At 49.9% G+C, this 22,553-nt stretch carries 15 protein-coding genes and 1 pseudogene; 10 read left to right on the top strand and 6 right to left on the bottom strand.

What is annotated here, in order from left to right; genetic code table 11:
* Positions 1 to 76: 76 nt before the first annotated feature.
* From EJL04_RS13530 to EJL04_RS13520, 3 genes are all read right to left on the bottom strand, one after another.
* Positions 77 to 841: a LytR/AlgR family response regulator transcription factor gene (locus EJL04_RS13530; protein ID WP_021855951.1), complete on the bottom strand. Its 765-nt coding sequence runs from the start codon at positions 839 to 841 to the stop codon at positions 77 to 79.
* A gap of 34 nt (positions 842 to 875) precedes the next feature.
* Positions 876 to 1,904, bottom strand: coding sequence for a sensor histidine kinase (locus tag EJL04_RS13525; RefSeq protein WP_125105390.1), 1,029 nt, complete (start codon positions 1,902 to 1,904; stop codon positions 876 to 878).
* A gap of 175 nt (positions 1,905 to 2,079) precedes the next feature.
* Positions 2,080 to 3,396 carry a hypothetical protein gene (locus EJL04_RS13520; RefSeq protein WP_125105389.1) on the bottom strand — a complete coding sequence of 439 codons (1,317 nt, stop codon included), beginning with the start codon at positions 3,394 to 3,396 and terminating at the stop codon, positions 2,080 to 2,082.
* Positions 3,397 to 3,763: 367 nt separating this feature from the next.
* Here EJL04_RS13520 and EJL04_RS13515 point away from each other — a divergent pair.
* The 10 genes and pseudogenes from EJL04_RS13515 to EJL04_RS13470 all read left to right on the top strand — a co-directional run.
* Positions 3,764 to 4,204, top strand: a pseudogene (locus tag EJL04_RS13515) (lipocalin family protein); the annotation flags it as partial.
* A 329-nt stretch (positions 4,205 to 4,533) separates the two neighbouring features.
* Positions 4,534 to 4,983: a MarR family winged helix-turn-helix transcriptional regulator gene (locus tag EJL04_RS13510; RefSeq protein WP_053398513.1), complete on the top strand. Its 450-nt coding sequence runs from the start codon at positions 4,534 to 4,536 to the stop codon at positions 4,981 to 4,983.
* Positions 4,964 to 6,286, top strand: a complete 1,323-nt coding sequence (locus EJL04_RS13505) for a TolC family protein (RefSeq protein ID WP_125105387.1) — start codon at positions 4,964 to 4,966, stop codon at positions 6,284 to 6,286. The genes EJL04_RS13510 and EJL04_RS13505 overlap by 20 nt, the downstream gene beginning before the upstream one ends.
* 39 nt (positions 6,287 to 6,325) lie before the next feature.
* A complete protein-coding gene (locus EJL04_RS13500; protein ID WP_021855945.1) occupies positions 6,326 to 7,396 on the top strand; it encodes an HlyD family secretion protein in 1,071 nt (356 codons plus the stop codon).
* Entirely contained in the window at positions 7,393 to 8,997 is a 1,605-nt protein-coding gene (locus tag EJL04_RS13495) for an MFS transporter (RefSeq protein WP_125105386.1), read from the top strand. The genes EJL04_RS13500 and EJL04_RS13495 overlap by 4 nt, the downstream gene beginning before the upstream one ends.
* A 683-nt stretch (positions 8,998 to 9,680) precedes the next feature.
* Entirely contained in the window at positions 9,681 to 11,144 is a 1,464-nt protein-coding gene (gene sufB, locus EJL04_RS13490; RefSeq protein WP_125105385.1) for a Fe-S cluster assembly protein SufB, read from the top strand.
* Between the two features lie 98 nt (positions 11,145 to 11,242).
* A complete protein-coding gene (locus tag EJL04_RS13485; RefSeq protein WP_125105384.1) occupies positions 11,243 to 11,983 on the top strand; it encodes a hypothetical protein in 741 nt (246 codons plus the stop codon).
* Between the two features lie 53 nt (positions 11,984 to 12,036).
* Positions 12,037 to 12,786: a Fe-S cluster assembly ATPase SufC gene (sufC, locus tag EJL04_RS13480; RefSeq protein WP_053398524.1), complete on the top strand. Its 750-nt coding sequence runs from the start codon at positions 12,037 to 12,039 to the stop codon at positions 12,784 to 12,786.
* A 94-nt stretch (positions 12,787 to 12,880) separates the two neighbouring features.
* Positions 12,881 to 14,227, top strand: a complete 1,347-nt coding sequence (gene sufD / locus EJL04_RS13475) for a Fe-S cluster assembly protein SufD (protein ID WP_125105383.1) — start codon at positions 12,881 to 12,883, stop codon at positions 14,225 to 14,227.
* 316 nt (positions 14,228 to 14,543) lie between these two features.
* Positions 14,544 to 15,758, top strand: a complete 1,215-nt coding sequence (locus tag EJL04_RS13470; protein ID WP_125105382.1) for an aminotransferase class V-fold PLP-dependent enzyme — start codon at positions 14,544 to 14,546, stop codon at positions 15,756 to 15,758.
* Positions 15,759 to 15,982: 224 nt separating this feature from the next.
* Here EJL04_RS13470 and EJL04_RS13465 read toward each other — a convergent pair whose 3' ends face one another.
* The 3 genes from EJL04_RS13465 to EJL04_RS13455 form a co-directional block, all read right to left on the bottom strand.
* Positions 15,983 to 17,848, bottom strand: a complete 1,866-nt coding sequence (locus tag EJL04_RS13465; RefSeq protein ID WP_125105381.1) for a hypothetical protein — start codon at positions 17,846 to 17,848, stop codon at positions 15,983 to 15,985.
* 24 nt (positions 17,849 to 17,872) lie between these two features.
* A complete protein-coding gene (locus tag EJL04_RS13460) occupies positions 17,873 to 19,483 on the bottom strand; it encodes a RagB/SusD family nutrient uptake outer membrane protein (RefSeq protein ID WP_125105380.1) in 1,611 nt (536 codons plus the stop codon).
* 26 nt (positions 19,484 to 19,509) lie between these two features.
* Positions 19,510 to 22,553: SusC/RagA family TonB-linked outer membrane protein (locus EJL04_RS13455; protein WP_164511784.1), on the bottom strand; the 3,044-nt coding region annotated here is incomplete at its 5' end.

The following is a 22,553-nucleotide window of genomic DNA, read 5'->3' as shown; positions in this document are numbered from 1 at the left end:
TTTGATTAGTAAAGACGAATCATGGGCTTCGTGTCAGAAAGGTCCCGGGCGGCAACACTGTCCGGGGCTTTTGGCGTTATCGGCCCAGCCACGACAGAAAGTCGGCGCGGCGGGCGGCACTTACGCACACCTCGCGCTCGTTGCCCATACATTCAATCTTCACCTTCAGCTTGCCCTTGAACCATCTCGACACCTTCGTCACAGCTTCTATCGAGGTTATTACGTCTCTCGACACGCGGAAGAAGCGCTGCGGGTCGAGCTGGTCGTCAATCTCGTTGAGGCTTCTGAACGATGTTATGTGCTCCTTGCCGTTGGTGCATACGGCATATACATATTTGTCTTCGCTCAGGAAGAAGGCCACGGTGCCGATGTCTACCGACTCAAAGCGGTCGTTGATTGATATGAGCAGGCGGCTTATGTAGTTCTTACGCTGAAGCGAGGCTTCGAGCCTTGTGAGGGTTTCGGCGGCTAGCCGCTGCACGCGGCGCTCTATCTTCTCAAACTTTATGAAGGCTCTCTCGAGCGCGCCCGCCTCAAGCGGCTTCAGCAGATAGTCGATGCTGTTGAGCTTGAAGGCGTCGAGCGTATATTCGTCGAAAGCCGTGATGAATATCACGGGAAACTCCGCCGGTATCTTTCTGAATATGCTCAGCGACAGGCCGTCGTCGAGCTCTATGTCGCACAGGGCAAGTCCGATGTCCGGATTAAGCTCAAACAGCCTGCACGCCTCTTCCACGGTTGATGCCGTGAACGCCAGGTGCCATTCGGGCCGCAGCCTCTCGCACATGGCCTTTATGCGCCGCAGGCTCAGAGAGTCGTTTTCTATTATAACATAATTCATCAGCGTCTGTGTTTTAATTATATTCTTTAATGGGCTACAGTGCCGGTATCGTTACCGAGAACATGTTGCCGCATCTGCTTACGTCTGTCTTCTTGCCGCTGGCGGCATACATGCTGCTCAGATATTTCAGTCCCATCCCCGTGCTTCTGCCTGTTTCGGTGCTTTTGGGGTGGCAGGGGTTGCTCACGGTTATGGCATCCTCCTTGATGCTTATAGTTATTGTCATAGGCATCGTGGCCGATATCACGTTGTGCTTCAGCACGTTTTCTATGAGCAGCTGTATCGAGAACGGCACTATCATCATGTCAGTATCTCTGTCGCCCGTAACCTTTACTTCGAGGTTGTAGCCATAGTGTTGCGACACAATCTTAAGATAGCAGAACACCGTTTCAAGCTCGTCTTTCACCGTTACCTTCATCACGTTTTTGCGGCGGAGCATGCCGCGGTAGTAGGCCGTGAGGTTCTCTATGAACTCGAGCGACTGCTTCTTCTCGTCGACTTCTATCATAGAGCAGAGCATGTCGAGCGAGTTGAACAGAAAGTGAGGATTGACATACGACTGCAGCAGCTGCAGCTTGTGGGCGGCATTCTCCTTCAGCAGCAGGCTCTCGCGTATCAGCGCACGCTGTCTCTGCAGGCTCACAGCCCAGAACTCTATGCCCATCCATATCATTATTCCGTTGAACACCGTGCCGCCCCAGTTGATTTCAAGTCCGGTGGTGAGCAGGAACAGTATGTTTACGATGATCACAATGCACGAGGCCATCAGCAGGTCGAGCGTTATCTTCTTCCACAGAACAGCAATGTTGCGCGTAAGCCATACCGACCACAAGGCGGCTATGGCTATTATCAGGAACGGAACAAAGTTGAACGGCAGCGAATATATGAACGAACCCCAGTCGCCGTTGAATGTCGGCGAGCCGAAGCGCATCCAGCAGTATGTGGCCTGAAAGAAAACCGAATAGAAGAATATTATCAGTATCAGGCCCAGGGCGTTATAAATCAGTCTTTTATGCTTTTTGCCCATAGTTATTGCAAAGTTAATTATTTTCTTCGATTTCATTGGTGTAAACGTTAAATTTATTTTAACCAAAAACGGTCATTAGTATTGTTTTTCGTTGCTGTCATGCAGGCGCTTATGCTTTATGCGCCAGACATGACAAAAGGCTCTGCAATGCTTGTTGCAGAGCCTTCGCCGTGAGCAAGGTCAGCCTGCGGTTGTCCTTGCGCATAGGGTGTCAGCGTATCATCAGTTTCTTTCCGTTGCAGATATATACGCCCTTAGGCAGGCGGGCTATGTCTGCAGGCGTGGCGTTGCTTATTATCAGGGTGCCGCTTATTGTGTAGACATTGCCGCTGATTTCGTCCGTTGTCGTAACCTTGTCAACAGATGTTGTGCCTGCGGTGAATATGCCCACTTCGTCGCCCTCTTCAAGTCCGGTCAGACTGAAGTAGTTGGAGTATTCCACCGTGCGCGGCCGTCCGTTTACGGTTACGCCCTCAATGCTGCAGTCGTCGTTTACAGCCATTATTGCCATCGACGGCTCGTCGGCCGGAACGGTGACAGTGTTGGCTCCTGCTTCAAGCTCCAGCACGTCATAATAGCTTTCGCTCACGCGGTAGACGATTACGTTGTCAGGGTTGTCGATGTTTACGTTTACTGTTATTTCGGGCTTTCTGACGGCCTGTTCAACTATTATTTTTGTGTCGTGTTTCACCACGAAGCTGTAGCCCGGGCCGAACCACGCTGGGGTCTTGCCGTCTATCGTAACTGTTAGTGGCGTGCCGCTTTGTTCGTCCTCCCAGCATGCGGGATTGTAATATAGGCTTACGTTGTCGCCGCAGCGTACGGTCAGTTCGTTGCCGAAGTTGCCTGCCGACTGGCCGTTCACCTGTATGTCGGTGAAGAAGCGCCCTATGTCTTCAGCCTGTTCAAAGGTCAGCGTGCAGTCCTTTTCGGGAAACTCTGCTATTATCACAATCTTGTTTCCGTCCTTCGGCATGACGCTATAGCCGTAGTTGAAGGTCTGCTCAACGCCGTCGAGCGTAACGCTGTAAAGGTCTTGTCCGTAGTTCACCGATCCTATTATGAGCGGCAGCTCGCTCTGCGGCATGCTCATTTCGTTTACTCCTTCGTTGAGGCTGATGCTTTTGTAGTTGCAGTCGAGCACGCTTACCTCCGAAGGCTTGTCCACCTCGATGGTGAATGCCACTTCGCCTTCTTTCTCAGATGTGATGGTCAGGGTCTCTTCCGTCTTCTCGTCGGTTAGTAGTATGGTGGCAGTGTTAGAGCTGATGGCAATGTTCTCTCCGGCAGAGTTCACCACCGACTTTAGCGTGCAGCCTTTTGCCGCACTGATTTCGATGTTTGTCCACGGGTCAACCTCCAGTTCGTTGTCGCCCTCTTTCAGTCCTTCAAGCGGTTCGCCGAAGATGGCAACGCTGACACGTTCGGGGTTGTCAACGTTCAGCGTCAGTTTTATTTTACCCTCGTCCTGGCCGTATGCTGTTATGCCTGCAATAAAAGTGACGAGCAATAGTAGGAGTTTTTTCATAATACTAATATTTTGATGATTACGTTACGAAGTTACATAATATAATATGCTGCGGCAATGGATTTGCGGCAAACTGGGCAAAGCGTTTACCGAACTGGTATTTCCTTGGATTAAAGTTGGTATTCTAATTGGGAGTGATAGTATTATGATGCAGATGTTTTTTATTATGCGGCCATAAGTTTTCGTGCATTTTTATCTAAATCCGTTTAAATCTTGTCATTTTGACGTTTATTTGTTATATTTGCTGTCAAATTAATCGTCAGACTTAGATTAGCTGACCATAAAACCTTTGCCTATGAAAAAGATAATGCTATTTTTGCTTTCGCTTATGTGTCTGGGCGGATGTGCCGACGAGCCGGTTACTGTTGACAACACCACCGTTAGGCAGCTCGACCTCAAGCGGTTTATGGGCCGCTGGTATGAGATAGCGCGCTACGACCATAAGTTTGAGCGCGGAATGACAAACGTGACGGCTACATACACCCTGCTCGACAACGGCAGGATAGAGGTGGTGAACGAAGGCCTGAAGGACGGCAAGCGCAAGACGGCCAACGGCAAGGGCAAACTGCCCGACGCGTCTGAGCCGGGCAAGCTGAAGGTGGCTTTCTTCTTGTGGTTCTATGCCGACTATTACGTGCTCGACATTGCGCCCGACTACAGTTATGCGCTCGTGGGCAGCAGTTCAGACAAATATCTTTGGATAATGAGCCGCACAAAGGCCCTGCCGCAGTCGGTGCTGACCGGTCTTCTCGACAACTTGCAGCGCCGCGGCTACGACACCACTAAGCTTATCTGGGTAAGACAGTGAGCATGGGCTTAATCATAATCACCGCTTTTTGAGTTATAAGCCGTCAGAAGCAAAAGAAGAAATATTTGGGATAACGCCGCGGCAAGATAAAATCCGTTTTGTAGTTTTGTCCGTTGAGGCTTTGGGGCGTGTCCTGCTGTTTCTTCTTTTGCTTTCTTTTTGTTTATTTTACTTGCCTTTCCATGGCTATTAGTTCCTTTAGTATTTCCTTTTAGGCATGGTTGCACATAATATGCCGTGCTTGCATGAAAGCAATCAAATTAGTTAAATATTTGACTATCTCGATAAAAAGATGTACTTTTGCAGCCGAAAAGAAAAAGAAGAATTTTATGGAGGATAACAACGGACATTTTTCATCGCGCGACTGCATCATCCAACTTATAAGTACGCGTATGGCATCACGCCAGGCCATGCAGCGCCTTTTGCGTGATTCGGGCGCAGGCATCACTTTCGAGATGCTTCAGATAATGAGCTGTCTGTGGACAGAACAGGGCATATCGCAGCAGACGCTGGCGGTGAGGACGTCGAAGGATAAGGCCTGTCTTACTAATCTTATGCTGAATCTTGAGAAGAAAGGCTATGTCTGCAGGCGTGAAGACCCTAAGGACAAGCGCAACAAGCTGGTTTATCTTACTGATGAGGGCGAGGCCTTCAGACGGTGGATATCTCCCAAGCTGTCGGCATATTATACGCGGCTTGACGAGATACTGGGCAAAGATGTTATCAAGCAGACGGAGAAACTATTAAAAGACCTGCAGCATGCAATCGAGACATATTAGAACTTTTATTGTTGCGCTCCTGACATCGTCGGCTGCACTGCCGGCATGTGCGCAGACAGCGTGCGACACGTTGTATCTCAGTGTTGAGGAGCTTTTGTCAAAGGTGTCGCGCAGTCATCTTCAGGTGGCTGCCGACCGCCTGAAGGAGCAGATGGCTGCCGAGCGCGCCAAGACGGCACGCATGTCGAGGCTGCCTTCGGTCAGCGTGGGGCTGCGTGCCGGATATTTGGGCCAGCCGATAGTGTGGGAGAACGGACTGAGCCATGCTACCAGACCCGACTCGCCCGACTGGCAGCAGAACTATACGGTAGACGTAAGTCAGCCAGTATATCAGGGCGGCCGGATAAAATATTCCATACGCAAAGCCGACCTTGAGCAGGAACTTGCGCGGCTGCAGACTGCTGCCGACGAGGGCGACATAAGGCTTGCCATGCTCAGCCGCTACCTTGAACTCTTCAGCATGTATAAGCAGCACATGGTGCTTGACAGAAAGATTGCTGAGTCGGAGCGTAGGCTGAAGGACATACGCCGCCTGAAGGCCGAGGGCGTAATAACCAACAACGACGTGCTGCGCAGCGAACTGCAGCTCACCGACGACCGGCTGGCACTGCAGGAGACAGACAACGACATACGCATAGCCTCGCAGCAGATAGACATCCTTCTCGGGCTCGACGAGCGCCTGCTGCTCATGCCCGACACGGCTTTGCTGGCAGACGAGCGTCATGTGGACAGCTATGAATACTATGTTGAGCGCGCATCGCTTGCCGACCCTTCGGTGCTTGCGCTGCACAAACAGACCGAGATAGCCGAAAACAACGTGTGCATAAAGCAGTCGGCATTGCGCCCCTCTGTATCTCTCACGGCGTCTAACACGCTGGCGCGTCCCGTTTCGCGCACTATGGCCGACATGTATAACAACGCATGGAACGTGGGCGTGTCGGTGTCTTATCCGCTGTCGGCAATCTATACCGACCGCCATCAGCTGCGCGAGGCACGGCAGAACGTTCAGCTCATGCATAACGCCGAGGAGCAGAAACAGCAGCAGATACGCATGGCCGTGCAGTCGTCCCTGCTGCGCCACCGTGAGGCCATCAGCCGTGTAGAGGCCCTGAAGCTTTCGGTGAGGCAGGCATCTGAGAACTACCGCATAATGTATAACAGGTATATGAACCAGCTTGCAATACTGACAGACCTGCTCGACGCCGACAACCTAAGGCTTAACGCCGAGCTGCAGCTTACCACGGCACGCACGCAGGTGGCATACACCTACTATGAACTGCAGCGCGCTGTCGGCGAACTGTAGTAAGGACAACATTTTATTAAAGTAACCTACATAAACGACATGTCTATAATCCATCTGAAATATAAGCGCCTGAAGCAACGGCGCCGCCGTAATATCATTCTTAACATAGTGTGTGTCATCATAGCCGGCTCTGGACTGGCTTGGACCGCAAACTATTTCTGGCGATACATAAGCTACGAAATAACCAACGACGCGTTTGTCGACCAGTATATAGCCCCGATAAACGTCCGTGTGGGCGGATATATCCAGGAAGTGCGCTTCCGCGAGCATCAGTTTGTGCATCAGGGCGACACCCTTGTTGTGCTCGACAACCGCGAATATCTGATAAAGCAGAAGGAGGCACAGGCCGCCCTGCTCAACGCCCGCGGCTCTCGCGGGGTGCTGGCTTCGGGCATACAGACGTCGCACACGCGCATAGCCGAGCAGGATGCCAACCTTGCCGAGGCAAAGGCAAAGCTGTGGCAGGCGCAGCAGGACTACAAGAGATACGAGCGCCTGCTGCATGAAGAGTCGGTGCCCGAGCAGCAGTTTGAGCAGGCAAAGGCCAACTATGAGGCTGCCAAGGCACGCTATGACGCTCTGCTGCGGCAGAAGGAGGCCGCCAGCTCGCAGTATGACGAGACAAGCAAGAAGCAGGTGGGCGTTGAGGCTGGCATACTCAGTGCTGAGGCGGCTCTCGACATGGCCAACCTCAACCTGTCGTACACCGTGGTAACGGCGCCATACAGCGGCTACATGGGCCGCCGCACGCTCGAGCCGGGCCAGTATGTCAGCGCCGGACAGACGCTCTCGTACATCGTCAGGCAGTCGGGCAAGTGGATAACGGCCAACTATCGCGAGACGCAGATAGCCAACATCTATATAGGCCAGCCTGTGCGCATAAAGGTCGACGGCGTGCCCGGCCGCGTGTTCCACGGCCATGTTACGGCCATATCAGAAGCCACGGGCTCTAAATATTCGCTTGTGCCTACCGACAATTCGGCAGGAAACTTCGTGAAGGTGCAGCAGCGCATACCCGTGCGCATCGACATCGACGATGCCGGCGAGGAGAGCATGAGGCTGCTGCGTGCAGGCATGATGGTTGAAACAGAAGCACTCAGACGCAAATGAAAACAGCCAAGGAGCTCGACATACCCGTCAGGTCGTGGGTGCCCGACCGTCTGGCCGTGGCAGCCGTGTTTATTATCATGCTGCCCATAGCCATGCTCAACGGCACCTATACCGGAAGCATGGTGGAGGTGTCTAATACGCTGGGCGTATACACCGAGGACATCACCATAGGCTATTATGCCGCGTCGGCCGGCATGGCTGTGGCCTATCCCATAGTGCCCAAGATTCTTAACGCGCTGCCGGCAAAGACGCTTCTGCTTGTCGACCTCGTGCTGCAGTTCTTCTTGAGCTGGTTTTGCGCCCGTCAGGCCAACATCGACCTCCTGATAACCGCAAGTTTCATCATCGGCTTTCTCAAGGGCTTCCTTATGCTGTGGATAATACGCCGCATAAAGTTCATATTCAGTCCGAAAGACGTGCGCAGCGAGTTTTATGCCTATTTCTATCCGCTCGTGTTCGGCGGCGGCCAGCTCTCGATGGTCATCACGGCCCTGCTGGCCTATCATTACGACTGGAAGTATATGTACTACTTCATGATGCTCCTTCTGGCCGTGGCCATATTGTCGGTCATCATGTTCTTCCGCATCGACCGTCAGGCGCGCCCCATACCCTGGAAAGAGCTTCATCCGCGCGAGATGCTCATAATATCCACCGGCCTGCTCATGCTCATCTATGTGATAACCTACGGCAAGACGCTCGACTGGATGGCCTCTCCGCGCATACGCATCTACATCGTCATAGCCCCTCTGCTCGTGGCACTGTTCCTTTGGGAGCAGTTTCATTCGCCCCGTCCGTTCGTAAGCCTTAAGCCCCTGTTCCAGTGGAAAGCCATTCTCGGCTATTTCTATATGATGCTCGTGATGTTCTTCAGCACGTCCACGAGCCTGCTGACAAGTTATATGACCACAATACTGCATGTCGACAACACCCGCACCTACACCATATACATCTGGCTTCTGCCGGGCTATGTCCTCGGCGCGTTCATCTGCTTCTGGTGGTTCCGCTGGCAGCGGTGGCGTTTCCGTTTCTTCATTGCCGGCGGCATGTCGTGTTTTGCCCTGTTCTTCGGCATGCTCTATTTCGGCATATCGCCCGACAGCACCTACGAGATGCTCTATCTGCCGATGTTCCTGCGAGGTCTGGGCATGCTTGCGCTGATAATAGCCTTCGCGCTTTTTGCCGTAGAAGACCTTCAGCCCAAGTATCTGCTATCCAACGCCTTCTTCCTCATAACGTTCCGCTCGGTGCTTACGCCGGTCATAGCCTCGGCATTCTACAGCAACACGCTCTATCGCCTGCAGCAGCGCTATATGGTTGAGCTGTCGGAGACCATGTCGGCCGCCGACCCTCTTGCCGCGTCGCGCTGGCAGTCGGCCTTCAACAGTGCGCTGGCGCAGGGACACGGAGCCGACGAGGCAGTGCAGATGGCCACTAACACGCTCAACACCATTCTGCAGCAGCAGGGCACTCTGCTCGCGCTGAAGCATATTCTGGGATGGCTCTTTGCCGTGACGCTGGCAATAGCCATAATATCACGCTTCATTCCGTTCCACAAGACCGTGCGCGTACCGGTGGTAAGGACTGGCGAGGATATGGTCTGATGCTGTGTATGTTATGCCCGTATAGCTTGTCAAGTCCTCATGGCGATAGACATATTTGTAAATAAAAGCGAAAAATTCCGGACGTTTGACGCTCTCAGAATGGCGGTGCCCGTTGCAGATGCGTGGTTTGGCTCGAAAATGGCCGAAAATCACACACTTTTGATAAACTGCTGATTAGCAGCGGCTTATGCTGTTTGTGAAGTGAAACAACAACAGTTAAAAAATATTACCGGGCCACTTTTGTATCAAAAGTGGCCCGTTTACGATATAATACTTATGCTTTTGCAGCCTGAAAGTGCAGCTTTTGGATATAAAAATCAGCCATTTCAGGCTCTTAAAATATCTTAGATGTGAACACGTGTTAATAAACTTGCGCTGTTGATACGGACAAATTAACATCCGTTATATATTGTTTCCCTAGATTGAAAAAATATTTTGTCATGACTTTTTACTGCATATTTCACGATTCACAATCAATAAATAGCTAAGCGCTGAACAGCCTATTCATAATAGGCCTGCGCTAAACTTAATTTCACAAATCATAATTGGCTTGCGCCGAACTTTGTTTTTCCGTTCTTAATTCTCAATTCTCCATTAATAATGTGCTTGCCGTATTATATTTTTTCGTAACTTTGCAGACCACAGCAGATTTTTATTTTTCTGCAAAATTACGACAAATAGAGATGGATAATAAAGAAATAAATAAAAACAACGAGTTCGTAAGACAGGTGGCTGAGCAGAAATATGAGTTCGGCTTCACCACCGACGTGCATACGGACATAATCGATGTGGGCCTTAACGAGGACGTGGTGCGCTTGATTTCGCAGAAGAAGGGCGAGCCCGACTGGATGCTCGACTTCCGCCTGAAGGCCTACAACTACTGGAAGACGCTGGAGCAGCCTACCTGGGGACACGTGAACGTGCCCGAGATAGACTATCAGGCTATATCATATTATGCCGACCCGCTGGCAAAGAAGAAGGACGAGGGCAAGAAGGAGATTGACCCCGAGCTGATGAAGACTTTCGACAAGCTGGGCATTCCGCTCGAAGAGCGCCTTATCCTTAGCGGCCAGACGGCCGTGGACGCCATTATGGACTCGGTGTCGGTGAAGACTACTTATAAGGAGAAGCTGGCCGAGAAGGGCATCATATTCTGCTCTATCGGTGAGGCCATAAAGGAACATCCTGACTTGGTAAGAGAGTATCTCGGCACGGTTGTGCCTTACCGCGACAACTTCTTCGCAGCCTTAAACAGCGCCGTGTTCAGCGACGGCTCGTTCGTCTACATACCAAAAGGCGTGCGCAGCCCGATGGAGCTTAGTTCTTATTTCCGCATCAACGCAAGAAACACGGGCCAGTTTGAGCGCACGCTGATCATTGCCGAGGACGACAGCTATGTGTCTTATCTCGAAGGCTGCACCGCCCCGATGCGCGACGAAAACCAGCTTCATGCCGCCATCGTTGAGATTATCGTAAAGGACAACGCCGAGGTGAAATATTCTACGGTGCAGAACTGGTATCCGGGCGACGAACACGGCAAGGGCGGAGTGTTCAACCTCGTTACAAAGCGTGGCGACCTGCGCGGAGTTAACTCAAAGCTGTCGTGGACACAGGTTGAGACGGGTTCGGCCATCACGTGGAAATATCCGTCGTGCATCCTGCGCGGCGACAACTCTGTGGCTGAGTTCTACAGCGTAGCCGTTACCAACAATTATCAGGAGGCCGACACGGGTACGAAGATGATTCATTTGGGAAAGAACACCAAGAGCACTATAATAAGCAAGGGCATCAGCGCCGGACACAGCCAGAACTCTTACCGCGGACTGGTGCGCGTGTCGCCTAATGCCGACAATGCCCGCAACTATTCGTCGTGCGACTCGCTGCTGCTGGGCAGCGACTGCGGTGCCCACACGTTCCCGTATATGGACATACACAACGACTCGGCGATAGTGGAGCACGAGGCAACGACGAGCAAGATAAGCGAAGACCAGCTGTTCTACTGCAATCAGCGAGGCATACCTACGGAGCAGGCCGTCGGCCTTATCGTCAACGGATATGCCAAGGAGGTTTTGAACAAGCTGCCTATGGAGTTTGCCGTTGAGGCTCAGAAGCTGCTCAGCGTGTCGTTGGAAGGCACTGTGGGATAGTAATTCAAATTAAAAATTAAGAATTAAAAATTAAAAATTGGCGGGGTAGTGCCGTAGGGGTTTATCGGTTCATTAACGATATATATAAAAAAGTTGTTATGATGAATACAAGACCATTGATTGTTTTAGTCTTGCTGCTTTGTCTGTCAAGACTTGTGGCAAACGCTCAGGACGATGACTCGCGGCGATGGGCAATAGACTTCAGGCTAAGTCCTGTAAAGCCGGTTGTGTCGCTAAACGAAACTCCCGACAAGTATTACGACCCTTTGAAGGCAGGCGGCGGTCCTAACTTCTCTGCTCACCTAGAGTATTTCATTCCGCAGACAGGCTTCTCTGTTGTCGGCGGCTATGACCACGAAGTGATGGATTTCTACTCAGGCGACGTGTCGGCCGATCTGTCGCAGATTATGCTTGGCGGACGCTGGTATTTCCTGTCAAAGTCATGCGCGCTGCAGCCTTATCTCGGCGTAAGCACCTTCTGGAACGTTGCCGGACGCAAGGATGCAGGCACGGTGAGCACATCGGGAATGTATGGCAGCTATGAGCGCAAGTACAGCGTGAGCAGCCCCGTGCTTAGTGTGGCGCCGGTGGTTGGCCTCGACATATATATGTTTTCGTGTGTGGCTCTTGAGGTCGATTATGGCTTCCGCATGGCTGTTGACGGACATACATCGTCGCAGACGACATTCGGAAAGGACACAACACCCTATGCAATGCGCTCGCCGATGCACCGCCACGCGCTGTCGGTTGGACTGAAAGTTACGTTCCCGTTCAAGTTTACAAACAGTGATGTCACCGGACTGCTGGACTCTCTGCTGACATATCTATATCTGAAATAAACAATCACGGCAGGCGCAAGCCGTAAGGCCGGAATAAATTATAAACAAGAATTATGTTAGAAATAAAAGACTTACACGCCAAGATTGGCGACAAGGAAATATTGAAGGGCATCAACCTCACCATAAAGGACGGTGAGACACATGCCATAATGGGACCTAACGGTTCGGGCAAGAGTACATTGAGCGCTGTGCTGGTCGGTAATCCGCTTTATGAGGTTACGTCAGGCTCTATAACCTTCAACGGCAAGGACCTGCTCGAGATGAAGCCTGAGGACAGGGCACACGAAGGACTCTTCCTTTCGTTCCAGTATCCCGTGGAGATTCCGGGCGTGTCGATGACCAACTTCATGCGTGCCGCCATAAACGAGAAGCGCAAGTATGAGGGCAAGGAGCCGCTCAACGCAGCCGACTTCCTGAAGCTGATGCGCGAGAAGAGAAAGATTGTTGAGCTTGACAGCAAGCTGTCTAACCGCTCTGTGAACGAAGGTTTCAGCGGCGGCGAGAAGAAGCGTAACGAGATTTTCCAGATGGCAATGCTCGAGCCGAAGCTCAGTATCCTGGACGAGACTGACTCTGGCCTCGACGTTGACGCGCTGCGCATTGTTGCCGAAGGCGTCAACAAGTTGCGCACACCGGAGTCGAGCTGTATCGTCATCACTCACTATGAGCGCCTGCTCGACATCATCAAGCCCGACATCGTTCACGTGCTCTACAAGGGACGCATCGTAAAGACCGCCGGTCCGGAACTGTCGAAGGAGATAGAGACACGCGGATACGACTGGATTAAAGAAGAGGTGGACTGAATTTAATTCATAATTCATAATTCACAATTGCATTGCGCTGAACTTCGTTTCATAATTCACAATTCTTAATTCGTAATTTATAATTAATATACGGATGGATAGCGAAAAACAATATATAGACCTTTACAACCAGTGCCGCGACATGATATGCGCGCACAGCTCAGCGCCGCTCAACGCCGTGCGCGATGCTGCGTTCGACGACTTCAAGCGGATGGGATTCCCGACAAAGAAGGTCGAGAGATATAAATACACAGACATTCCGTCGCTATTTGAGCCCGACTACGGCCTTAACCTCAACCGCCTTAACATTCCGGTTGACCCGTATGAGGCATTCAGATGCGACGTGCCTAACCTCAGTACATCGCTCTATTTCATAGTGAACGATGGCTTCTATGGCAAGTCTACGCCTAAGGGCCAGCCGCTTCCCGAAGGAGTGATTGTCGACTCGCTGGGTAAGGTGGCTGTCGAAAGGCCAGAACTGATAGAGAAATATTATGCCAAGCTGGCAAAGACTTCTGAAGACGGCATAACGGCTCTCAACACAATGCTGGCACAGGACGGACTGCTGGTTTATGTGCCCAATGGTGTTGTGGTAAGCAAGGCCGTGCAGGTGATCAACATCCTGCGCTCTGACGTCGACCTGATGGTTAATCGCCGTGTGCTGATAATAGTGGAGGAGGGGGCTGAAATCAAGCTGCTCTTCTGCGACCATGCCGCCGACGACCGCCGTTTCCTCACCACACAGGTTATCGAGGCTTATGTGGGCGACAATGCCGGACTTGACCTCTACTGCCTTGAGGAGACTCACGCAAAGAACGTTCGCGTGAGCAACCTGTTCATTGAGCAGCAGCGCAGCAGCAGAGTTAACCATAACATAATAACGCTGCACAACGGCATAACACGCAACCGCACCGACCTTGTGTTTGCAGGTGAGGGTGCCGAGTGTAACCTCAGCGGATGTGTTATAGCCGACAAGAAACAGCATGTTGACAACAATACGCTGATAGATCATCGCGTGGCTCACTGCACGAGCAACGAACTGTATAAATACGTTCTCGACGAGAGCGCCACGGGAGCCTTTGCAGGCCGAGTGCTGGTGCGTCATGGCGCACAGAAGACCGACTCGGTGATGCGTAACCAGAACCTCTGCTCTACCAAGGAGGCGCGTATGTACACGCAGCCGATGCTGGAGATATATGCCGACGACGTTAAGTGTGCTCACGGAAGCACCGTGGGTCAGCTCAACGATGCGGCCCTGTTCTACATGCGCCAGCGCGGCATCAGCCTTAAGGAGGCCAAGCTCCTGCTTGAGTTTGCCTTCGTCAACGAGGTCGTAGACGGCATAAAGCTAGAGCCGCTCCGCGACCGCCTGCATTATCTCGTAGAGAAACGCTTCCGCGGTGAACTCAACAAGTGCGAGGGATGCAAGCTGTGCAGATAAAATTCGGTAGTTAGAAGTAGTTAAAGGAGTTAGAGTAGTTAAAGTCATTACCTTTGTTAATGTCGTCATTCTTTATGTAACAATGTTGACTGGAATTTGGCTTTGGCTGCTCTAATTCTGAAAATAAGCTCGGATACTTGCATGTTTTCATCTCTTGCAATATAAAGTTTCAAGGCTTGTTCGCTTTAACTGCTCTGACTTCTGTAGTTTACTGAATATTCTCGTTAGTCTTTGGCCACGTTACTTTGTATAAAATTATTTAGGCTATTGACTTTAACTACTCTAACTCCTTTAACTACTTTAACTCCTAAAAAGTATGTTCGACGTAACCAAAATAAGAGAAGACTTCCCGATACTCAGCCGTAAGGTTTACGACCGTCCGCTGGTATATCTTGACAACGGCGCAACAACGCAGAAGCCGCTGTGTGTGCTCGATGCCATGCGCGAAGAGTATCTCAATGTCAATGCAAACGTACACCGCGGCGTGCATTATCTTTCGCAGCAGGCAACCGACCTGCACGAACAGGCACGCGAGAAGGTGCGCAAGTTTATCAATGCAGGTTCGGTTAACGAAATAATCTTCACGCGCGGAACCACCGAGAGCCTTAACCTTGTGGTTTCGTCGTTCTGCGACGGGTTTATGAGCGAGGGCGACGAGGTTATCGTGTCCGTCATGGAGCATCATTCCAACATCGTGCCGTGGCAGCTTCAGGCAGCGCGCAAAGGCATATCGCTGCGCGTGATACCGATGAACGACAAAGGCGAACTGCTGCTCGACGAATACGAAAAGCTGTTTACTGAGCGCACTAAGATAGTCAGCGTTACGCATGTAAGCAATGTCCTCGGAACGGTAAACCCTGTTAAGGAGATTGTGCGCATAGCCCATGAGCACGGCGTTCCAGTTATGGTCGACGGTGCACAGAGCACTCCTCACTTTGCCGTTGACGTACAGGACATCGACTGCGACTTCTTTGCCTTCAGCGGGCATAAGATGTATGGTCCTACAGGCGTAGGCGTGCTATACGGAAAGGAAGACTGGCTCGACCGCATGCCGCCGTATCAGGGCGGAGGCGAGATGATAGAGAGCGTAAGCTTTGAGAAGACCGTGTTTGAGCATCTCCCGTTTAAGTTTGAGGCCGGCACGCCCGACTATGTTGCCACTCACGGCCTTGCCACCGCCATCGACTATATCAGTTCGATAGGCATCGACAACATCTCGCGTCATGAGCAGGAACTCACAAGATATTGCATGGAGCGGATGCAGGAGATAGACGGCATCAGACTCTTCGGCACGGCCAATGATAAAGACGCCGTGGTTTCGTTCCTCGTAGGCGACATCCACCATCTCGACATGGGCACGCTGCTCGACCGTCTCGGCATAGCCGTTCGCACCGGTCACCACTGCGCCCAGCCCCTCATGATACGTCTCGGCATACAGGGCACGGTGAGAGCCTCGTTTGCCATGTATAACACAAAGGAGGAGATAGACGTTCTTGTTGAAGGCATAAAGCGCGTAAGCAAGATGTTCTGACACTCAATAGAAATTTGCATGTCATAAATGCAGAATATCGAAAATATGTTTGGTAGGCATAAATGACATGACTTTTCCTGTATAATATTACAATAAGCTATATACAAAAGCCCCGCCATGACCTGAAGTGCAAGTCTTGGCGGGGCCTTTTCTATTTATTTCAGCTTGTCACTTATATAAAAGCTTTATAGCTAAATATTAAGCAACGTCAGTTGTGTTATCATTTATTTCAGCTTCAATGTATTTGCGTCAACTGGAGCAGCGATGAAGTTCTTGGCATGGCCTGCTGTAACCGACTTAACAGGATTGTTGATCTTGTTAATATTTTTGAGACTTGTTGTGCCATGTCTCATAATCATTGAAGCTCCATTGCTTGACGGAGTGAATGTCTCAAGTGCACCGCCTAACCAGCCATAGCTGTTGTTGTAGTTGACATAATACATCAATCCAAATACAAATGTATTATTCTCGTCGATGAAGCTATATGTTGTACCATTATCGATTATTTCTGTGGCATTGGTAACAAGTACATTGCCATAGCCAGTCTGAGAATCAACGCCGGTGTTTACATCGCTGAAGGTTATGATGCCGTTGCTGTCAACATTAAATTCAAATGAAAGGTTCTCCATAAGCCACGGTTCTAGTTTATAGTGGTTAGGATCGTTCTGGTCAACATATAGAGTTGTTGAGTAAGAACCGTCACCAAATGGATTACCTACCGGATTATTGTTTTCGTCAATAACGAAGTTAGGATAATAGTTCTGGTTGTATGTTCCGGTGCTATATGCAGTCCAGTTGGCAGAGCCAGAACCACCTGTGTCGAATGTGAAAGCTGTAGAAGAATGAGCTTTCATCTCGCCCTCAGAATCGTAAGCAATAACAATCATGTTATATTTTCCGCTTTCTGAGATAGCAACTTTGACCTCTGAAGTAGCCTTTATCTCGTTAGCTTCGATTGTGCCTTCATTAACAGCGTTTATGATTTCGTTTACGTCGTCACCGTCAGCTGCAACCAAATATTTTGCTGATGCTACATCAGCACCTAGAGTGATAGTGCCCTGTGCATAGTTGTTTCCTGCAACATCAGTGAAGCGGCCTGAATAAGTAAATGATGTAGAATAGTCAGTAATCTCATATCCAGGAAGAGCTACAGCCAGATCAGAGCTGTTCGCATAATACATAGGATTCATCGAACCGTCAAAGTTGGCAAGCAAGCAGTTCTCTGGGAATGTTATTATGCCATCCTCCAGTTTACCGAACAGTTCAGGAACGTTAGCCTTGACAGCGTCGAGACTGTTACCGTTAAGCAGATAGTAATAAACATAGCTGAACACATGGAGTGCTCCCTGGCCGTCAGCGCTCATGCCATCGTCAAGTCCGGTATAGAAGTCGCCGTCAATGTAAACATAGTTAGGGTCAGTTGCATCTATGACAATGCTTGTGCTTGTCTCGCCGGTCCATTTGAATACAGGGCTGTCTACATCTACGTATGTATTGTAGAATTCTGTTCCAGCTCCATAAGGAGCTATTACACGGTATTTGCCAGGTGTAAGAACATTCTCCTGAACCTCAACCTGATATGTCATGACATCAAGTCCATATAAGCTGGCAACAATACCATCGCGGAAGTAACCCTTGTTGGTCATTGTCTTCCATTCAGACAGACCAGCTGCGAAAGTGTAAGTTGAAGCACCATAAGGAGTTGTGTACTGGGCATCCTTGATAGCTACGGTTATGGTGTCATATTTGCCATATTCGATAGCTGAAGGATCATAGTTTACATTGATATAAGCAACAGAGTCGCCGTCGTTGAAAGTAACCTCAGAAGAAACCTGATATTTGCTGTTCTCAGGAACTGTAACCTCGATAGGCACAGTAAGCGCACCGCTGCGCTGTATACGGTTTACAGGTATCTGAATGCTGCTCTGATTTGAATTCAGCTCAACAGTAGAAGAAAGAGCATTGCTGAAATAAATCTGCTCACCCTCTGCTACGGCTGGGGTATATTCATACTCGTCTGTACAAGATCCCAGCGAGAAAGCCAGAACAGAGACGAGAAGCATTGTGCAATAATTGAATATTCTTTTCATAATGATAATTCGTTTTTATGGTTTTTATTGACCAGTCCAAGGTGTATAAGTTGAACTTGGGTTAGGATTGTTGTAACCGCTGAGTCCGGCATTGCCGTTCTCCTCAGAAAGTACAAATGCCCAGTTCATCCAGCAAGGACGTGTAGTAGTGTTATAACGCTCGTCGTCAGAGTGGTTAGTGCCAGCATATCCGCGTACTACAGGATAGTTCAGACGTTTGATATCAAAGAATGTCTGACCCTCGCCCCAAAGCTCGATACGCTTCTGGAATACTATTTCTTCAACAACATCGTCGGTAGAGCTTGCCTTGCAAGAATACTTAGAGTCACGATAAGTCTTCATGAACGACTCGAGGAGCTGCTTTCCACGTGCTGCATCCTGATGAGCTGCTGCCTCAGCCTCTATGAAGTACATTTCTTCAACACGCATCAGAGGATAGTCTGTAACACATGCGGTAGAATATGTATCAGTGTTGCCTTCGCCCGGACGGAACTTGAGCGATGCATAGTTTGGAAGCGCTTCACCGAGAGCATTGTCTACGTAAGTGTTCTTTCCGTACAGAGGAGAGCCAGAAGGAGCTTTCCACATAAGCTTACGCCAGTCGCTGTCGCTCAGACGCTGATACATGCTTGCGTCAATCATGATAGGAGATGCAGCAGTAGAACCATAACCGAAGTATGTCTCGCAGCTCAGGAATGAAGTCCAGTTGGCAAGGTTGCTGTAAAGAGACTCCTTGGTCTGCTGTGAAGCCCACATCCATTTTGTACCGTCGTTGAATCCGGTAGTTGTGTTCAGGGCGTCAGTCTCAGTCATAGGTGAGGTTGTAGCATTATCAATAGCCAAACGTGCATACTTCTCAGCCATAGGATAATTCTCTGTCCACATGTACAGACGTGCATAAAGTCCATAAACAGCGTCGAGGTGAGGCAGAGTCTTGTCAGACAGATTCAGGTATCCTATCCATTTCTCAGCTCTCTGCAGGTCGTTGAGAATGAAGGCAACCATATCAGCCTTCTTAGCACGAGGATTGTTACGTGCCTGAGCCTCTGTAGTGTTCTCGTCAACGATAGGCAGTGTAAGATCCTTTACGCTGTTGCCTTCAGGACTTACAGGCTGTGTCTTGTCGTTGTCAAGGAACTCATACTCACGTGCCATGTCCAGATAAATCATTGCACGGTAAGCGTAGCCGGCAGCGAGATATCCGAGCTGCTCGTTAGTTGCGTTTGTTGAGTCAACGGCAGCAATAAGATTGTTAGATGTTGAAGCCAGTTTCATCTGGTAGTTCCACAGATACTGTGTGTTCCTATACAGGCGGTCGATGTAAAGCAGTGTAGCCCAAGCAGAGAACTGGTTATAGTCACTGTAAACATGAGCAACATCCTGTGTCATACAGTCGCGGATGTGCATCATTGCACCATAACCGAAGGCCCAGTCAACACGGGTTGTTCCGAAATAGTTGGCATTGAGATAAGCCGGAATAGCCATCAGAAGTCCCTTTGTGGCAACAGCAGACTGCTGAACCTGGTCCTCGGTGGCACCGCTCGTAGGCTGAGTCTCATCTATACAGCTGGTCAGTGATGTTGACGAAACGGCCATCAGGACCAGACTTAATCCGTATATTAATATCTTTTTCATGTTTTTATTCCGTTTTTATTTTTAGCTTAGAATGTAACTGTCAAACCTCCAGAGATTGTGCGGATAGGTGAGTAATATGCATTAGATGTACTACCTGACAAGCTCTGACGAGGATCAAGTCCCTGACGTTTAGACCAGAGCCAGAGGTTTGCACCTGTAACATATACGCGCAGCTTGCTTATACCAATCTTAGATGTGAGGTTGCTGGGCAGAGTGTAACCAATGTTAACGTTCTGCAGGCAGAGATATGACGCACTTGTCAAGAATCTGTCAGACTGATAGTTTGTATACTGGTCGTTGTACTGCAGACGAGGAATATTGGTGTTAGTGTTCTCAGGAGTCCATGCGTTCAGGATGTCAGAGTGGAACTGGTATCCCTTGCTTGTACCCATTGCGCTTGCGTAAGAAGAATCGTAAACCTGACCGCCGAGCTGATATGTGAAGTCGGCAGAGAAGTCGAAACCTTTGTAAGAGAAACGTGTTCCGAAACCACCGTAGGCATCAGGAAGAGCTGTTCCGCAGAGGTGCATATCTGCAGAGCTCGGGTCGGTAACTTTCTTTTGGCCTGTTATGTTTCCATTCTCATCTGTGACGTTTTTCCAATACAGAGCCTCACCTGTCTCAGGATCTACACCGGCGTATTTAGGCAGATAGAATGTATAGATAGGCTCGCCTTCGCCATAGAAGTAGCTGCCGTTGCTATAACCTTCAACACCGTCGATGGTGTATGTCTTATTCTCTGTAGGCATAGAAGTAATTTCGTTCTTGTAAGCTGTAAAGTTTACGTTGATACCCCATTCAATATCCTTTGTACGGATGATAGTTCCGTCGAGTTCAATCTCGATACCCTGGTTAGTCATATCACCGATGTTGTCATAGTAGCCGTTGTATCCGAACGAAGGAGGCAGTGTAAACCATGCAAGCATGTCGCTGGTTTTGCGATAGAAGTACTCGATACCACCGGCAAGACGTCCGCGGAAGAGTGAGAATTCGAAACCTGTATTGAAGTTGCCGCTCTTCTCCCAAGAGATAGTCTCGTTACCCTTTGTTGTAGAAGGAACGAAAGAGATGCTGCCGTTAGAATCCTGAATTGTGTAGGTGTCGGTGTAGAGGTAGTTGCCGATGTTGTCGTTACCTTGCTCACCGTAAGAAGCCTTGAACTTCAACTCGTCAACCCAAGGAGCGTTGAACCATTTTTCCTTGCTGATGATCCATGCGCCACCAAATGACCAGAAGTTACCCCAACGGTGATCCGGATGGAAGCGTGAAGAAGCATCACGACGATAAGAAACAGAACCGAAGTACTTGTTGTCGTAGTTATACTGTGCTCGGCCGAAGAAACCTTCAGTGTTGTAGTCAGTTGTATAAGAATCCATTGTACCGTCAGTGATAGCACCAGAAAGTTCTGTATTTGTCAAAGAGAAGATGTTTGTTCTTGAAGCTACGAGCACATAGCCACGTGTGCGGTAATACTCATGACCGAGCATAACCTCTACATCGTGCTTGCCGAACAGGCGATGCCAGTTGAGCAACTGCTGGTAGTTGTAAGCCCATGTACGTGTGTGATATTTTGCAATGCTGCCACCCATAGACGCTGTCTGTCCGAACAGGTTTTGAGATGTGTTTGTCTGGCGAGCCTCATCAAGCATTACACTGTTTGTTGATGTGAACTTGAAGTCTTTCAAGAAACGGATTTCAGCAGCTCCGACAGCGTTGAGGGCATTACCTTCGATATTGTCGGTGTTAAGCTGTATGTCGCTGAACGGGTTGGCCTGTGTATAGACAGGACGTGAAATGCCGATGACGTCACCGTCTCCATAGTCGTAAGTAGGAAGACCTGTAGACTGGTTAATTATGATGTTTCCATTGCCGTCGCGTACATAGATAGGATAGATAGGAGCGACGTTGTTGACGGCGAAGAGGTTTCCTGAGTCAGAGCTTGAACCGTCGTTGCCGAGGTAGTTAGAGTTAGAGTGGGTGTAGCTCATGTTACCAGAGAGCTTGAACCAGTCTCTAAGCTGATAGTCTGCCTTCAGACGGCCGGTGAAGCGCTCATAGTCAGAGTTCATCGTGATACCCTCGTTGCTCAGATAGTTGGCAGAACCATAGAAAGAGCCCTTGGCATTGCTGCCTGTACCAGTAATAGTGTACTCTTGGCGCAGGCCATTCTGATAAGAGGCGTCACGCCAGTCGTCAGGCAGCAATGTATACTGATTGCCGTTGTAGCTGATTACGCGGCCGAGTGTTGCGTTAGGGTTGAGTCTGCCGTTCATGCCTATCAGTGTCTGTCCTTCGGGCACAGTGTAAACGTTATATCCAAGACCGTACGCATTGTTGGCTGTAAGATTTTCGTTTGCCCACTGATATGCCTGATTTGCGCTATATCCGAGTTTGTCCTGTGCATAGTTGTTCAGTGCTGTGTACCACAGCTCGTAGTATTTTGCTGGATTGTTTACGTAATTGTATTCAGGAAGCGCCTTTGAGTTAGAGCCCCACTTAGCGTCGACAGTGATTGAGGAAGTACCCTCGCGGCCGCTTTTTGTTGTGATGATGACAACACCATTGGCACCACGCGCACCGTAAAGAGCTGCAGAGGCAGCATCCTTCAGAACGGTCATCGAGGCGATGTCCTGATTGCTTATTGAGTTCATGTCGCCGTCGTAAGGAGCACCGTCGAGAATAATCAACGGGTCGTTGCCGGCATTAATGGAGCTGACACCGCGGATGCGGATGCTGAAGCTCTCCTGACCAGGCTGTCCTGTAGATGAATTAATCTGCACACCCGAAACCTTACCGGTAAGAGCGTCAACCGGGTTTGCAACAGAACTCTTGGCAATGTCCTCTGACTTTACAACCGCTGCAGAACCGGTGAAGGCTGATTTCTTAGCCGTACCGTAAGCAACGACCATCACCTCGTCGAGGTTGGTCTCGTCAGGAGCGAGTACAACGCGTACGCTGTTGCCCTTTACCGTTACGTCTTGATCAACCATGCCGACATAGGTTACTTTCAGCTTGTTGTGCCCTGCGGGCATGCTGATAGAGAACTTACCGTCAGCGTCTGTCACGGCAC

This window comes from Prevotella marseillensis (genome assembly GCF_900625065.1).
In the GTDB taxonomy this organism is placed as follows: domain Bacteria; phylum Bacteroidota; class Bacteroidia; order Bacteroidales; family Bacteroidaceae; genus Prevotella; species Prevotella rara.
This window is presented reverse-complemented; position numbering and strand designations above follow the sequence as displayed.

Excerpts from the sequence above, each read along its gene's own strand:
- EJL04_RS13460 (WP_125105380.1), bottom strand. The coding sequence starts at position 19,483 with ATGAAAAAGATATTAATATACGGATTAAGTCTGGTCCTGATGGCCGTT.
- EJL04_RS13470 (WP_125105382.1), top strand. The coding sequence starts at position 14,544 with ATGTTCGACGTAACCAAAATAAGAGAAGACTTCCCGATACTCAGCCGT.
- EJL04_RS13525 (WP_125105390.1), bottom strand. The coding sequence starts at position 1,904 with ATGAAATCGAAGAAAATAATTAACTTTGCAATAACTATGGGCAAAAAG.
- EJL04_RS13465 (WP_125105381.1), bottom strand. The coding sequence starts at position 17,848 with ATGAAAAGAATATTCAATTATTGCACAATGCTTCTCGTCTCTGTTCTG.
- EJL04_RS13520 (WP_125105389.1), bottom strand. The coding sequence starts at position 3,396 with ATGAAAAAACTCCTACTATTGCTCGTCACTTTTATTGCAGGCATAACA.
- EJL04_RS13495 (WP_125105386.1), top strand. The coding sequence starts at position 7,393 with ATGAAAACAGCCAAGGAGCTCGACATACCCGTCAGGTCGTGGGTGCCC.
- EJL04_RS13510 (WP_053398513.1), top strand. The coding sequence starts at position 4,534 with ATGGAGGATAACAACGGACATTTTTCATCGCGCGACTGCATCATCCAA.
- EJL04_RS13530 (WP_021855951.1), bottom strand. The coding sequence starts at position 841 with ATGAATTATGTTATAATAGAAAACGACTCTCTGAGCCTGCGGCGCATA.
- EJL04_RS13505 (WP_125105387.1), top strand. The coding sequence starts at position 4,964 with ATGCAATCGAGACATATTAGAACTTTTATTGTTGCGCTCCTGACATCG.
- EJL04_RS13485 (WP_125105384.1), top strand. The coding sequence starts at position 11,243 with ATGATGAATACAAGACCATTGATTGTTTTAGTCTTGCTGCTTTGTCTG.
- sufB (WP_125105385.1), top strand. The coding sequence starts at position 9,681 with ATGGATAATAAAGAAATAAATAAAAACAACGAGTTCGTAAGACAGGTG.
- sufC (WP_053398524.1), top strand. The coding sequence starts at position 12,037 with ATGTTAGAAATAAAAGACTTACACGCCAAGATTGGCGACAAGGAAATA.
- sufD (WP_125105383.1), top strand. The coding sequence starts at position 12,881 with ATGGATAGCGAAAAACAATATATAGACCTTTACAACCAGTGCCGCGAC.
- EJL04_RS13500 (WP_021855945.1), top strand. The coding sequence starts at position 6,326 with ATGTCTATAATCCATCTGAAATATAAGCGCCTGAAGCAACGGCGCCGC.